Source organism: Colwellia sp. TT2012, assembly GCF_001440345.1.
Classification (GTDB): Bacteria; Pseudomonadota; Gammaproteobacteria; order Enterobacterales; family Alteromonadaceae; genus Colwellia.
This window is the reverse complement of record NZ_LJYX01000006.1, coordinates 240,906-256,100: the sequence shown is the minus strand read 5'-3', so window position 1 is coordinate 256,100 and position 15,195 is coordinate 240,906. Positions and strand designations below refer to the sequence as shown.

The window sequence follows — 15,195 nt, the reverse complement described above, 5'->3', positions numbered from 1 at the left end:
AACTCTACTCTATTGCCATCAGGATCTAACACTCCGAAAAATATACAGCCGAAGGGATTTAACGCTTTGCTTAACAAAATGAAGCAAGGCTATCCTAATGGCTGACCATAACTAAACTCTACTCGATTACCATCAGGATCTAACACACCACAATAATAGCCAACAGGGTATGGCTCTTGCCTTACCGGCCACAATAGTCGGCCCTCTTTTTCAGCTTTATAAGCTATCGCATCTACTTGTTGCTGACTTGCCAAGGCAAAACCAAAATGAGAAAAATCCATTGAGGATTGTTGATGTCCTGGTCCATCAGGTAATATGACAAAAATAAATTGCGCGGCTTTACCTGGCTCAGCTAACCAAATAATGTGTTTACCATTAACGTGTCGATCGCGTACTAACTGCATGTCGGCATAGTCTTGGTAGAAAGTGACACAACTAGCTACATCTTTAACATGCAAAGCAATATGAGTTAAACAAGCCATAATAATTACACCATTAACCCAAAAAGAATGTCCGCAGCTCTCCTATGCTCGGCTGAGATCTAAAGATCAAGCTGCCATTAATCAGTATATTGGGTGAATGTCGTATATGGTGACTGGCAACTAATTCAGGATTATCTTCAATATATTCAACACTATAATTTATGCCGACATCTTCAAGTTCACGCATAAGGTTAGGCAAACAAAAATCAGTTTGTGTTACTAGAAGTTGTACATGCATAGTAGCATCCTATTTAGCAATTAATTAACGACTAACCTTAGTATAGCCAGATAACCTGAACTATGAATAAGTGGCACTTACTCAACACCCAATTTATTCCTCGCCTATTGCTATTGATATTACTAAGCTCGTTGGTGGCATTATTGGCGCCGCATTAGCAACGCCACTATTTTCCTTGCTAGCAATAAAACACGATATAAGTAAGGGCTTATCACTGGGTATTGCCTCACACGCTATAGGAACATCCTCTGCGGTACAAATTAGTGAGCAATGTGCCGCATTTTCAGTATTAGCTATGTGCTTAAACGGCTTATTAACAACTGTCGTTATTGTTTTATTTTCAATGCTTTAATAAGCCTATTACCATCAAAAACAACAAAACTCGACTAGCCCGTGGATAAATAGCTCAATTGGCCTAGTGCGTAGTGAATACTTTATAGCAATCAGTATAAGAAAGTGATCACTTAGCGAGAGTTCTTTATGCTGAATGGTATTAGTGGGTAATATTTGCCATAAATATTACCTTTAAGTCAAAGCAGGCTTTATCTCATGTCGCCGAATATACTAAAATATAATATAAACATTTACTTACAGAATAATTAGTAAAAAAACGAGAATGATAGCTACCTTTTTATCTTAGCTAATATAAAGATAAGTAGAAATAAACAAGATTGAGTATGAAAAATATGCTATATTCATGCCAAATTATCTATTGATGACAAATATTTTATAGACAAAGTAATTTAATGTTATAAAAACTTCCCGTAAGAAAATTAACTGCATTAAAAAACTCGTATCGATAACAATACCCACTAGTTGTTCACTCTTTAGATTAAATATCCCAAAAATATTATTAATTCACAATGAGAGTGATTCATGCCATCAGTAAAAACAGATAGTAATCCGTCGACAACACCTCCTTCGATATTATCACTTGCCTTTGACTTACCTAACATTTGTTCTTTGGTTGGTCTTTTTTCAGCATTATTAGCACTATACTTTGCCTTGATCGGCATATACCCTGCCGCGATGATAGGATTAATTTGGGCAGTATTTTTTGATTGGAATGATGGTAAAATTGCTCGAAAAATGAAGAATAGAACGGCTAAACAAGGTCAAGTGGGTGGACAAGTAGATTCACTCATCGACCTTGTCAGCTTTGGAGTTTGCCCGGCCGTTATCTTATTGAGCTATGGCAATTATGATCCTATATTTTTCCCCGGTGCTTTTATTATTGTTGCCGCTTGTGTCTTACGACTAAGTTATTTTAATGTTTATGGCTTAGATGGAAAATCGACCTATCAAGGTCTTGCCTCTGATAATAATGCTATCATTCTTGTTTTTGTTTTTCTGTTAGAGAGTTTTATCACGACTTCGGCGTTCACTATCGTCCTTTATATTACCATCCTGGTAATAGCCGCTCTCAATGTAGCCTCGATAAGAACACCAAAACTCAGTGGTAGTTGGTATTATGTTCTTGCTCTATACACTTTATTTATCACTGTGGCTTATGGCCGGTTACTAGTCTAGAATATTTGCACCTGAGTGATAATTTTTAACTATCACTCAGGTAAGGATAATGATGCGTGGTGCCTAAAGCCATAGCTATTCAATAAATAAGTACCCTTAGTTACCGTAGTTAGTAAACACGGTTTAGGTACTGAGATGGATCTTTAACAGCGAACTATTCGCTATCCCCCGACATTTTCACCACAGAGTGAGTTTGCAGCGCGGACGATTTTAATAAAACATATAGCAAAAATATCTGTTATATGTTCGATATGTATAGGAGTAATAAAGATGAAAAGAGTATATACCAGTGGCGTATTTGATTTGTTTCACGTAGGACATTTATCGGTTATACAAAAAGCAAAAGAGTTTGGCGACTACCTTATTGTTGGCGTACATTCAGACGAAGACGTTAAATCTTATAAGCGTTCACCTATTATTTCTTGTGAACAACGCTGTGAAATAATTCGGAACATTAAGGGTGTTGATGAGGTAATTGTTGCCCCACTTACCCCGGATAATGATGCAAGTTTTTACCAAAAACATAAGATTGATATTCATGTTGCCGGTGATAACATGGAACATATGTACAAGTTACCGCACAAAATGGGTATTATGCGCTATGTACCGAGAAACCCTCTAATTGATTCATCATCAATCATAAAAAAACTTAAAGATTAATCCCTTTAAAGCGGCTTATACCCGTTACCATTCAATATGCATGTTTCAGAGTGCTTGAGCACTTTGAATGGTAACGGGCTTATACGCAGTAAGCGGAGTTTTTACTCCCTTTGATGCACAGTCTGCCTAAAAACAGTCCCTTATGGACTGTTTTTTTATATCAAAAAATCAATAATGTGGTGCTTACTAAGCTAATTAATTTCTCGCTCAGGCCAACGTTATGACCTCAATGGCTCAGGGTAAAGTTGAGCCGCTGCCATTGAGTTGTTACAAGGTACTGCCGGTGGCTTCATAAATAATACCTCTTGAGCCATAAACAAAGTGCATACCTCAGCTTTTAGCCGTTGGCATGTCTATTAAAGATAAAAATTACAGCGCTATATAACTATATTTTTGCCCTGCTAATACCGCTTCATACATAAAGCCGCCTTTTGTTAAAGTCATCACCGCCATGCCTTTGTGATAGATAGCTTTGTTTTGTTTAGTCGAACTCGAATCAGCACCTTTGCTTGAGCTTATCCCTGAAGAGCCTACTTGCGCTTGAGCCGCCGCTGTTAAGGCGACCGCTGAAGCATTGGCAGAAAATTCAAAATTTCCGGAAGTAAACTCATCAAATGAACGTTTATCTTGGAAGAACACTATTTGACTATATACCTGACCACCTAATTGAAAACCAATAGATAGTTGCGTCATACTACTTTTTCCGACCTTTTTATGATGCAAATAAACTAGACCCTTACCATGAGCAGCCCCAATACCTATCCCTGCCTTAGCAATAGTGGGATAAACCGCATAGCCGTAAGCCTTGCTAAAAAAGTCTTTAGTCGCTGGTGATGATTTGAAATTATCAATAGTTTGACTGTAGTCATCTGCTTGCACAGTAAAGCCCACAACTAAAACGAGCACAGTGATTAACGATAAAAGTAATTTTTTCATATTTTCTCCATAGTATTAAAATTTTATAAAAGCCCGTTACTAGATCACTAAAAACGAACCAATGTTATAGCCATTGCATGACTGTTTTTATCATTTACCCAAGTACTAAACACGCTAAATTGTTTATAAATTTGTTACGGTTAAAGTCGCTATAACATAATTCGCTTTGGGAATTCAATTTCCTAAATAAGCATTTAGTTAGACTGACTACCCTTCACTTTAAGGTCTTTAGGAATTGTTTTCCCCTTTATTGATATAAATCAAAATAGAACACCAAATTATTACTCTATTAAGGTTAAGTAAGCAAAAATATACCAAGCAATACGTGAAATAATTTCTCTATCAACGCCACCGTTAAGTCGACTAGTAAGCAGTGAAAGCTAACTGCATAACTCCAGAGAATTTTATGACTAATTTACCTACCAATGTAAAACAACCACTGAGCTTAATTTATCTTGATGCCAATGCGACCACGCAAGTTTTACCGCAAGCAGCGGCGGCAGCTTTAGCCACCATGGAAACTTTTTTTGGCAATCCAAGCAGTAGTCATATTACCGGCCTGCAAGCGCAGCAAATAATGGTAAAAGCAAGGCAACAAGCTAAACAGATTGTTGGTGCTGGCGAGGGTGAAATTATATTTACCAGTGGCGCTACCGAAGGGATTCAAACAGCAATTCTATCCGCCTTGATTGCGGCCAAAAAGACCCTTGAGATAACCGCTAACAGAAGTAAAAAATATTGTCTTTTGTACGGTGCCACCGAGCATAAGGCGGTACCAGAGTCACTCAAGCATTGGAATGAAATTCTTGAGATTAACGCCGAAGTGACAGCAATCCCGGTAGATAAAATGGGCCGCCTTGATATGGATTTTATCGCTAAAGAAGTCCCTAACGCCCTGATGATTTGTACCATGGCCGTTAACAACGAAACGGGGGTCTATCAAGACCTTAACCTATTAGACAAAACCATACGTGCTAATAATACCAATATTGCTTGGATGGTAGATTGTGTGCAAGCTTTAGGTAAACAAGACTTGAATTTAGCGCAAACCAGTATTGATTATGCGCCCTTTAGTGGCCACAAACTTTATGCGCCTAAAGGCATAGGTTTTATCTATATTAAAGACAACGCGCCATTCACGCCCGTTATTGCTGGTGGGGGCCAAGAAGGCGGCTTACGCTCGGGCACGGAAAATTTACCTGGGTTAGCGGCCTTAAGCGTTATATTTGATATGCTCACCGGCGAAAGTGAACATAGCTTTACGCCAGTGAAATCGCTGCACTTATTCCATCAACAGATAGTGGCAACATTGATTCAAGCATTCCCTAATATCGTTTTTAATCATAGTTTTGAAAACTCAGTGCCAACCACCATTAATTTCGCTATCCCTGGCTTTAGCTCGAAAGAAATTATGGATTTATTTGATGCAGCCAATGTCCGAGTTAGTTCAGGATCAGCTTGTAGCTCTAAGGTAACGCGCAGTTTTGTCTTAGATGCAATGGGGCTGCCCTCCTGGCAAAGTGAGGCGGCAATTAGAATGTCGTTTGGACCCGCCATGACGCAAGAGCTAGTTGACCAGACCTGTAGTCGAATTGTCTCTGTGGCGCAAGCATTACGGCAAAGTTGCCTGACTATTGATACCAATAGCATTGACATAAAGACCATGGGTAGCAAGGTAATAACCGATAACAAGGCATTAGAGGGTTTAGTGCAATTCAAAGTAGCGGGCAGTTGTAGCTGGCTATATGTCGATCACAAAACCAAGTCAGCACTCGTTATCGATCCCTTACCGGAAGTAGCCGATCGCTTGCAAACCATGCTGACTTGTCAAGGCCTTACGTTAGTCGCTATTATTGATAGCCATGGCCATGCCGATCATGTCTCTTGTCGTGCCAGTATCGCCAAAGCGTGCTTAGCCGAGCAACAAGCTGACACACTAGGCTGGCCAGAAAACACGCCAACAACAAACATTAATGGTAATGAATACCAGTACCTCACGCTGGGCGATAAGTGGTTGCTTAAAGTCGCTACACCTGGGCATACCGAGGACAGCATAAGCTTATTACTATGCGAGCCAGTTACTGATTCAAGCGATAAATTAGTTGTGCTCTATGCTTTTTGCGGTGACTTAATTTTAATGAACAGCCTTGGCCGCACAAACTTCGACACCAGTAGTGCCGCCGCGATGTTTACCAGTTTACAATTGTTAAATACCCTTATCGGTACAAAGAGTCTTATTTGCCCTAGTCACGATTATAACAATGAATTTACCACCAACATGGCCGCGGAAATGTCACGTAACCCGCTACTTAGCGATGTACTTAACAATAAGATAAATTGCGAAGAATTTAGCCAGAAAAAAGTCATCCTGGATGCCCATATTACCGACCAAACTGGCAGTGAAATTATGTGTGGTGCTTTGATCTGTGCTGGAGATAAAGTTTCTGTGCGTGAATATGATAGCGCCAGCTTAACTGAGGCAATGAAACTCTCGAATACGATTAAGTTAATTGATATCCGTGAGCCTCACGAATACGCACTACAACACGATGAAAAGTTCACCTACAATGTACCTTTAACTCGACTAGTGCAGTTTGTGCAAGAGCACCAAGATGATAAACAAGTACCATTGGTACTGATTTGTCGCAGTGGTAGTCGCTCTCATTTGGCCGCGCAGGCATTAGGGCGTCTGGGCTTTGAACAAGTTGGGCATTTAACCGGTGGTTACGCTTTTCATCAATATTAGTCGCTCATGCAAAGACCATTGTTACCATGACAATCCAAGTGACTTGAGCCTTGCCGAGCAAGCTGTATTGACTAAAGCAGCAATGTTTGGCTGCCTTAGCCCCCTTTAAATATTATGGCAAACTAAGTTTGAGTAAATTGAGCAAACTTAGTTTTCATTAATATCACCAAATTTCATTTATTTACCTCCCCGCCGCCATATTCTGCAATAGCTGCAATCGTTGTTTTTCCTGAGCAGAAGGTTGATAAGGAATATCACTTAAGCTAGATATTGCAAAATCTTTAATTTCATATTTCTTAATCGCGCTGTTGCCATATTTTGTCGGTTTACCGGCTGCTGGCGACATTAACTCGATTGAGAAAGTAGCTAAATAGAATGGCGCTTGTTTGCCTTTTAATACTGATTGATGAACTTTTAGGTTTATATGACTACTGCCTTTACTAAGCTTTTCTTTAGCAACTAAGTGGGCGATAGGTTGATTGTTGGCATCAAATAAGTTTGCGCGTATTCTATAAAGACCTTGCTCTCTTGTGGTTAAGTTGGCTTGCAGCACCATATCTGCATCTTGATGAAATGGTGCATTGAACCCTTCGAGTGTGGCGATTGAATCAACATACTTGAGTGCCAGAGCAATAGTAATATACTTACCATTAATCAATGCTGTTATGGTAACTTGCAGTTGCCTTGGCAAGTTTCGCCTACCTTCAAATTGTGCATACCAGTTATCTTCATCCTGTTCAAACTTACTGGTTAACAACACCTTGCCAGTAGCTATGTCAACGAGCTGAAGCTCGGCATTATCGATATTTACGCCGGTAAGGGTCGCGAAAACAGGCTCAGGATAGGTGTAACGATATTGTGATAAGGCAGCAGTGACTTGACTGCCAGCATCATCAACAGGAATCGATTGTGGATTGAAATGGTTTGGTTGCAAACGGTCAAAATCTTTATCGGTCAGCGGTTGAGAGTATATTGGAAATTTTAATGTCGCGGCATACACTTTAGCGACTAATGTTGCCGAATCGCTTAAGGTTATTTTTTCTGGCGTTAGCGCAAGCGTAGTTTTTTTCTGAACGGCGGCTGCTGGCAGATTTATGGCTTCTATTTGCAGTCTTTTTATCAGAGCGTCATTCACCATTATTTGTTGTTGTTGTTGTGGCATTGATGGCCAAAAAAGCCAAACAGTGACAACAACAATACTCATCACCACCATTCGCTTTAAGAACTGGGTATTTTTCATAACTCATTTTTTCCTGATTTATCAGCTGTTAACCTTTGCCAATATTAGTAGCAACGATGAACAGCTATGCATATTTTTTAGTTAGGGATCGCGTCATAAATCAGCGTTGACATGCTGTCATTTTTGGAATTTTGCACATAAAGATAATTGCTTTTCCAAAGCCACCAGCCACTGGTTTGAGTGTAGGTATCAAAATGAATAGCCTCACCCGATAACATATTTTGCTGGTTACTTGCTGGTGTAACTTTACCTTGCTGCTTTGGCTCAAGTAGTGAACCATGGCTATAATCTTCTCCCATAAGCATAGGATAATGATACGGCATAAAGCCTGAAACAGCATTGCTTTGATTTGATATTTTACCGTTAAAGGCTACTTGTGTACTACAACTACCAAAATGTCCTTGGCGATTACCACCACATGAGGAATGGCTGCCAACAACACCGTCATCATGACCTTGAATGAATAGGCTAGTAACACCTAAGTATTCACTTGCATCACCAACAAAGCGCAAACGAGGTATTCTTGCATCGGGTAATGGTGACAAATGTCTAGCATTATTGACTTTTAGGTCATGGAGTACCCCCATTTCATCACTAAGTTGACCACCCAGCCAGGCTTCTAAAGCCGCCTCTATAATAAAGGTCCAGCTTTCGGTAGCTTGAGCAACACTGACCGCTAAATCGGCAAGTTCACTGCCACCGCCAGCACCGGCAATATCAAAAGTAGCAACGATATTAAGTGGTGCTAAGCCAGCATTTTCTAACCAAGTCGCTTGGTTATCAATAATATAGCGAGCCACTAAATCACCGGTAGAGTGCGTGACAAAGATACAGCCAGGTGAGCAAAAGTTACTTTCAGAAAAACTTTTTAACTTTGGCCAAAGATAATCAGTAGCGATTTTTTCTTCTATTCGCTCATATGAAGGCCAGTCAATACGGGCATCACTTAAATCGGCCCAATAACCTTGCCAATAGTTTTGGCCACTTTCACTGACATTACCGTCGGATATTAATTGTTGTGGTTGCAAGCCATGGATAAGCACTATTTTATATTCTTTGCTGTATGCGGCTGTTGAGTAGAGCGCGAAACAGAGAGCTACAAAAGCAGCTGAGATCTTGATTATATTCATATTATCCCCATATTTTTTTATAATTTTTTTATTTCGTCATGTTTTTATTATTATCATTTAAACTGATCGGACGTTGGACCAGTTGCATTGACCATAGAATATCGCTCGTTTTTTATCCAGATGCGAATTATTTATAATGGAAATAATCAGAATAAACAATAGTTATAGCCATCACTAAAAAATAGACAATAGATTACTCTGAGTGATTAATTCGAATTACTGAATATTATTGCAGTGAAGTAAATATAAGCTAGCTTCGTTATTAACTGGCATGGATAAATATCAATCGTAAAATGCAAACCATATTGAAAAACCGACAATATGCCGTGCTCATAAAATATTAATATGTTAGCCACAACAAGCTAATACTCTGTTATTAAAGTAAAAACTATTATTTTTATTTTGTGGCATGCGCTTTGCTCTGTTAGTTAAAGTTACAGTCATGCTATTAACTTAAACCTTTATCACGATAATAAACTAAGTTTTATTTAAGGAGTAAATATGACTTTATCTCAATATAAATGGGTATTTTTTCTTCTTATTTTAGTTCCGCTACTTTATGCCTGCGGTGATGAAGAAGAGAAAGAAGTTGCAAAAATCCAACCCGCTCCCCCAGAAAACACTATGACAATCAACATAGCAGAGCAAATAAAAATAGAGCAAGAAGCAGTAGAGTCCCTTAACAGCATCACCATGGAAGGCAACTTTAACTTTGCAACCCTAAGGATGGTCACTGTTGATTTACATTTTTTAACAACGCAGTTCCAAGAAAAAATTTCAATTTATTCAACTATAGATGCCAATTCAATTACCCCAGTAAATTTGCTAGAGCAAGGCACAATCTATCAATCAAATAGCTATAAAAGCATGTTGACCGTGGCCACCGCAATAAACGCTTTAATTGTGGTTAGAAATGATGACTTTTCAACCTTAGTGACGGTTAAAATCAATAACCATGACCTACTTACTCATACTTTTCAGGAGTAATTAAGATGAAAATAGTGTTGCTTAGCATACTAACTTGCTTATCCATATTTGCGGCCAATGCAGACCCAGTACTGCAGGCCATAACACTAGATTTAACCCCCGTGGAGTATAAAAAACTTGGTTCATCCGTCGCTATTTCTGGTGATATTGCCGTTATAGGAGCTCCTGGCGCAAGTGGCGATATAGGGCAAGCTTGCCTCTATCAACGTTCAGGTGAAAGCTGGAGCCTATTAAGTTGCCTTAGCCCTAATACTGACAGCTTGGTAGTGCAACAGTTTGGTAAAACTGTTGCACTCTCTGGGGAACAGCTAGTTATCGGCGCAGAAAAAAAACAAAATGGTACCAATGGTATTGCCTATATTTATCAACGCCAAGGTGACTCATGGATACTAGAAGCTGAATTAATCAGTCCAAATTCATCCGCTAATGATAAGTTCGCCAGCACGCTGAGTATCTCACAAAACTATATAGCGATTGGTTCACCCGGTGTTTCCGCGAGTCATGAGGGTACTGTTTATATTTTTAAAAGTACGGATTCCGGCTGGATTGAAGATATCGTTTTCACGCCCGCTTCATCATTTAAAAGTGCTCATTTTGGCTCAGCACTGAGGTTATCCGGTGAATACCTCATCATAGGGGATGATGATCATGGTCGTACCCATGAAGGTAGTGCCTATATTTACCGACGAGAAGACGGTATTTGGAGTCTCCAGGCTAGTTTAAAAGGTGGCGATATCACTAAAAGCGCCAGTTTTGCCACCAGCGTAGCAATTTCGAACAATCATGCAGTTTTAGGGGCAAAATTAGAAAATGACCCTTTAATTAAAAAGAATAAAAAAAGTGGCGCTGTCTATGTCTATAAAAGAACGGGTAAGTTATGGAGTAATCAAGCAAAACTAATAGCAAATGATGCTGCACAAGGAGATAACTTTGGCTCTAGTGTTGCTATCTCAGGGGATTACCTAATTATCGGCGCCGAAAATAAAAATAACGCTAGAGGCTCAACTTACCTATTTCAAAATATAAACGAAGTTTGGACTGAAGTATTTAACTTTGAGCCTGATGATGCTATGCAACAAGATAATTTTGGCCATGCTATCGCTATTGCACAGGATTATATAGTCATTGGTGCACATAACAAAACTGTCACCAGCAACACACAAGGTGTTAGTTACCTTTATTACCTGAATCGTGACACTAGCCCATCAGCAAGAGAGCAAGCACTCACCGAAGTGCAAACTCAACTAGCTTATGACTCAGAGGCAATCGATAGCGACAATGATGGCTTGAATGATTGGGATGAAATTAATATTTTAGGTACTGACCCAAACCTCAGTGATAGCGATGGTGATGGTTTGACGGATAAAGAAGAAGTGATCATTTATCAATCAAATCCACTGATGGCGGATAGTGACGAAGATGGTTTATCTGACTTCGACGAAGTAGTTATTTATAATTCAGATCCTACCATGGTGGATACCGATGGCGATGGTGCAAGTGATTATGAGGAAGTCATGGTTACTAAAACAGATCCCTCTTTAATTGACTCAGACCATGATGGCTTATCCGATCAGCAAGAGCTGCTGGAAACCAATACCGACCCAACGCTCGCGGATAGTGACGGCGACGGTTTAACCGATAATGAAGAGCTTAATTTATTTAATACCGACCCCCATAATCCTGATAGTGATAATGACGGCTTTAGTGATGGCAACGAAGTAAACTTTTATGAAACCTCGCCCTTGGATAGTAATGATACACCAACTATATCAACCACCAGCACCTCATATTCTCCGGCAAACAACCAATTTGGCACCATGGCATTTGAAGATGAGTGGCCATTAACAGGGGACTACGACTTTAATGATGCCGTGTTTGATTACAACGTTGAAGAAAATAAGGTCAATGGCCTTGTTCATCGCATTGTTCTTAAAATACTACCTGTGGCTCGCGGTGCCATTTATGAAAACTCCTTACGATTACTCATTAACACGCCCATTACTAATATTGGTCAAGTGAGCATGCAGTTAAAAGGCGTAACAACCGAGCTAAGTCCGATAGCAGACGGTAATCAATCCCTATTTATTATCATAGATAAAATAACAGATGCCTTACCACCGCCTCCAGGATATAAGATGTCGAATACCTTTTCCGGTAGCCCTAAGGTTAATGGCAATCTTTATACCTTAACCATTAACTTCAATTACCCTATATCATCTCAAACGCTAGGCACGGCACCCTATAATAGTTTCATCTCGAGAGTATTAGCTAGTGGCGAGCAGATCGAAGTACACTTTCCTGGCCATTTCCCCTCAACAAAGGCTTCTAAAAGAAAGTTTGGCCAAGGACAAGATGACTCAGATAAAAGCCAAGATAGGTATTATCAAACTGAGGGGAATTTACCTTGGGCTATGCTTATTCCAACCAAGTGGCATCACACTAAAGAGCGTGTAGATCTATCTAATGGCTACCCTGATATTTTGCAATGGGCGGCAAGTAAAGGAAAAAGTAAAAAAGGTTGGTATAAGAGTAAACGTAATTCGAAATTTGTTTTTGAAGACGTTACTGACATTTGATAGCAGAGATTACCACTAAGTCCGTAACTCACTTAAATGCCAGCCTTTATATGCAAAAGCTATTGTTATAGCAGTAATAGTCAGTAAGCAAACCGGCAATGGCTAGTGATATGTCAAAGAGTGCCCCCTAATTTAAATAAAGATACGCGATACAAATTACTTGCATCGCGTATTAAGGTTTTACTAATCTAGGCACTTTTTTACCTAGCAATCACTTTACCTAGGGGTTATACGCTACGTCTAAGCGAACACCGCTTGCAGCCGAGTAACCATACACACCTATGTGCCAAGTATCCGCGGCCGGATTGGTAAATGCACAAGCTTCATTGTTGCCACTCTTATATGGACGACAGTCATAAGTAGCAGAAGTCGGTTGAGAACCTCGTCTAATATACATATCCGCATCACCGCTGCCACCGCTCATGACAAAGTCTAAAGTAGCCATGCCTACAGGCACATCAATGGTGTAGTAGGCCCAAGCACGACGAGCAACGCTAATGTCTGTCACTGAGGCACTACCGCCAGTAGCACCACCAGTGTTAGGCTCGGTAAAGCTACCGGTTAAGCTAACACCACTAAAGGTCGAGTAAGCAACGACTTTAACAAAGTAGGTGCCCGCTTGGACACTAGCGATAGCACAACTTTCACTGTTCCCGCCTTTATATGGACGACAATCATAGTTGCTACTGGTTGGTGCTGAGCCGAATTTAACGTAAAGATCAGCATCACCCGTGCCGCCACTCATATCGAAGTTTAACTCAGTGGCACCAGCAGGAACTTCCATAGTAAAGCTCAGCTCAGTACTTGAGCCAAGATTAGCTGTAGCAACACCATTTTCAAGGACATTACCTGTGGTAGGTGGTATTGGCGGCGGTGTAGTGCCACCACCACAGCTAGCTGCCAAGGCATCTGAGGCAGCTTTTGCTTGCACTAAACCAAAACCTGTTTTGTCATCACGACCTGCTACACCTAGGTCAATCGCGGTGTTTTTCAAGGCACTGCGGACATCATCGGCACTACAATTGGGGTTATTGCTCCACACCAATGCGGCAACACCGGTAACATGTGGTGTAGCCATTGAAGTACCATTGTAATAGGCATAATCTTGTGAGCCATTGACCGTTAAGCTAGCGTTAGTGCCTAATTGAGACATGAGTTGCAGGCCTAAAACACGACTAACAGACACTGTCGGCACAGTTACGTCAGTGTTGGCATCAACAAGGAAAGGATTTTGTAACCCAGGGCGCGTACTGTCACTATAAACAATAACCGCAGAGGCACCGGCATCAGCACACGCTTTAGCTGGGTTTATTTCAGGATAGTTACTGCCCTTTTGGTTATCATTACGCTCGGCTAAACAAATGTTACCATTAACATTACTACAGCTATAACTGCTAGCAGAAATGGTACAACTGGCTAAGACACCGTTAGCACTGCCATCAACATTGCTAACCACATAGTTACCGCCACTTTGAATGTAATGTGTTTGCGGTACCACACTGTCATTACCATAAGTGGTTGAGCCAACAGTAATAAAACCTAAACGGCCATCACCAGCAACGGTTGATAATATAGCTTCGCCTGGCGCAGATATTTCAACTTGACTGGTATATTGAGAAAATTCAGCATGTTGGTTGTTATTATCTAACGCGCCGACAGCCATGACCACGTCGTAAGATGCCGGGTAAGACAAGGTTGAGTTACCATCGTTACCAGAAGCGGCAATTAACAATACCCCTGTATCAGCCGCAGCTTGTAGGGCATTTTTTTCTGCATTTGATGAGCCAGAGCCACCTAGACTCATATTGATAACTTTAGCGCCATTATTTACACAAGTATCTACTGCGTCAGATAAATCGCCAGAGTAACCCCAACCACTTTCGTTAAAGACTTTGACAATATGCAGATTCACGTTAGTGCTAGGTAAAATACCCACGACACCTTCACTGTTATTTACCCCAGCAATAGTACCTGCTACATGTGTGCCGTGCGAACCACCGTGCTGATACCAGTTACCCGTACCTGAGTTATTAGTGCCAGAAGCATTATTGGCATTCAAATCAGGGTTAGCTTGCTCATAACCTGAATCAATAATACAAACGGTCATGTTAGCTGCATCTGTGTCTGCTAATTGATCTGCTTGTGTCTTAGCTATACCCCAAGGTTGGCTTTGTGAAAATAAAAAACGTTGATAATCAGGCTCAATAGATTCAATAGCTGGATGCTTACGTAATTTTTCCATGAATTTTTCCACATCTTTCAGCGAATGCATGTCATCAAGAGCTATTACATGGCTATTATTTTTTAAGATTTTTACATGTTTTAAATTTAAGCCGATTTTTTTAGCTAGACCAGGAGGAATAACTTTACCTTGGTGCTTATCCCTAAAGGTAATAATTAAACGGTCGGTATAATCATTACGTTTATGCTTTTGCTGTGCTTGCCACTCGGCAAAACTAAGCGTTGCCGATTGAGTTACCGTGGCAACTGCTTTTACTTTATTAAGTTTAGCCTGAGGGGCTGCATTACTGGCAATACTGGTTGCGGTAAAAACCGATAAGGCGATAGCACTTAGGGCAATTTTTCTATTTTTTTTCATCTGACATTAACTCCATCATTGTTATTTTACGCTTAAGACAAAAGTCGATTTGACTAATGCCTTGCGCATTA

At 40.2% G+C, this 15,195-nt stretch carries 12 protein-coding genes; 6 read left to right on the top strand and 6 right to left on the bottom strand.

Annotated elements, in window-relative coordinates:
• Nucleotides 1–89: 89 nt before the first annotated feature.
• Together ASU03_RS02850 and ASU03_RS02845 are read right to left on the bottom strand one after the other, a co-directional pair.
• The gene (locus ASU03_RS02850; RefSeq protein WP_057830384.1) at nucleotides 90–482 is read right to left on the bottom strand and encodes a VOC family protein; all 393 of its coding nucleotides are present in this window, start codon (nucleotides 480–482) and stop codon (nucleotides 90–92) included.
• Nucleotides 483–495: 13 nt separating this feature from the next.
• Nucleotides 496–720: a hypothetical protein gene (locus ASU03_RS02845; RefSeq protein WP_057830383.1), complete on the bottom strand. Its 225-nt coding sequence runs from the start codon at nucleotides 718–720 to the stop codon at nucleotides 496–498.
• 70 nt (nucleotides 721–790) lie between these two features.
• Between ASU03_RS02845 and ASU03_RS02840 the strand changes: the two genes are divergently transcribed.
• The 3 genes from ASU03_RS02840 (at nucleotide 791) to ASU03_RS02830 (ending at nucleotide 2,910) form a co-directional block, all read left to right on the top strand.
• Complete coding sequence (locus ASU03_RS02840; protein ID WP_057830382.1) at nucleotides 791–1,072, top strand: LrgB family protein; 282 nt, start codon at nucleotides 791–793, stop codon at nucleotides 1,070–1,072.
• A gap of 524 nt (nucleotides 1,073–1,596) precedes the next feature.
• Nucleotides 1,597–2,250 (top strand): CDP-alcohol phosphatidyltransferase family protein, encoded by a 654-nt coding sequence (locus ASU03_RS02835; protein WP_057830381.1) that lies wholly within the window; start codon nucleotides 1,597–1,599, stop codon nucleotides 2,248–2,250.
• Nucleotides 2,251–2,520: 270 nt separating this feature from the next.
• Nucleotides 2,521–2,910: an adenylyltransferase/cytidyltransferase family protein gene (locus ASU03_RS02830; RefSeq protein ID WP_057830380.1), complete on the top strand. Its 390-nt coding sequence runs from the start codon at nucleotides 2,521–2,523 to the stop codon at nucleotides 2,908–2,910.
• A gap of 369 nt (nucleotides 2,911–3,279) precedes the next feature.
• Here the strand turns inward: ASU03_RS02830 and ASU03_RS02825 are convergent, their stop codons facing one another.
• Nucleotides 3,280–3,846, bottom strand: coding sequence for a YSC84-related protein (locus ASU03_RS02825; RefSeq protein WP_057830379.1), 567 nt, complete (start codon nucleotides 3,844–3,846; stop codon nucleotides 3,280–3,282).
• A 406-nt stretch (nucleotides 3,847–4,252) separates the two neighbouring features.
• On the opposite strand from ASU03_RS02825, the gene ASU03_RS02820 reads away from it, so the two are divergent.
• A complete protein-coding gene (locus ASU03_RS02820) occupies nucleotides 4,253–6,592 on the top strand; it encodes an aminotransferase class V-fold PLP-dependent enzyme (protein WP_057830378.1) in 2,340 nt (779 codons plus the stop codon).
• A 181-nt stretch (nucleotides 6,593–6,773) separates the two neighbouring features.
• On the opposite strand, the gene ASU03_RS02815 is transcribed toward ASU03_RS02820, so the two are convergent.
• A complete protein-coding gene (locus ASU03_RS02815; RefSeq protein WP_057830377.1) occupies nucleotides 6,774–7,832 on the bottom strand; it encodes a hypothetical protein in 1,059 nt (352 codons plus the stop codon).
• A gap of 77 nt (nucleotides 7,833–7,909) precedes the next feature.
• Nucleotides 7,910–8,962 (bottom strand): hypothetical protein, encoded by a 1,053-nt coding sequence (locus ASU03_RS02810; protein ID WP_057830376.1) that lies wholly within the window; start codon nucleotides 8,960–8,962, stop codon nucleotides 7,910–7,912.
• Between the two features lie 501 nt (nucleotides 8,963–9,463).
• Between ASU03_RS02810 and ASU03_RS02805 the strand changes: the two genes are divergently transcribed.
• Nucleotides 9,464–9,949 (top strand): hypothetical protein, encoded by a 486-nt coding sequence (locus ASU03_RS02805; protein WP_057830375.1) that lies wholly within the window; start codon nucleotides 9,464–9,466, stop codon nucleotides 9,947–9,949.
• A 5-nt stretch (nucleotides 9,950–9,954) separates the two neighbouring features.
• The gene (locus ASU03_RS02800; RefSeq protein ID WP_057830374.1) at nucleotides 9,955–12,525 is read left to right on the top strand and encodes an LruC domain-containing protein; all 2,571 of its coding nucleotides are present in this window, start codon (nucleotides 9,955–9,957) and stop codon (nucleotides 12,523–12,525) included.
• Nucleotides 12,526–12,745: 220 nt separating this feature from the next.
• Here the strand turns inward: ASU03_RS02800 and ASU03_RS02795 are convergent, their stop codons facing one another.
• Nucleotides 12,746–15,124: a S8 family serine peptidase gene (locus tag ASU03_RS02795; RefSeq protein WP_057830373.1), complete on the bottom strand. Its 2,379-nt coding sequence runs from the start codon at nucleotides 15,122–15,124 to the stop codon at nucleotides 12,746–12,748.
• Nucleotides 15,125–15,195: the final 71 nt, after the last annotated feature.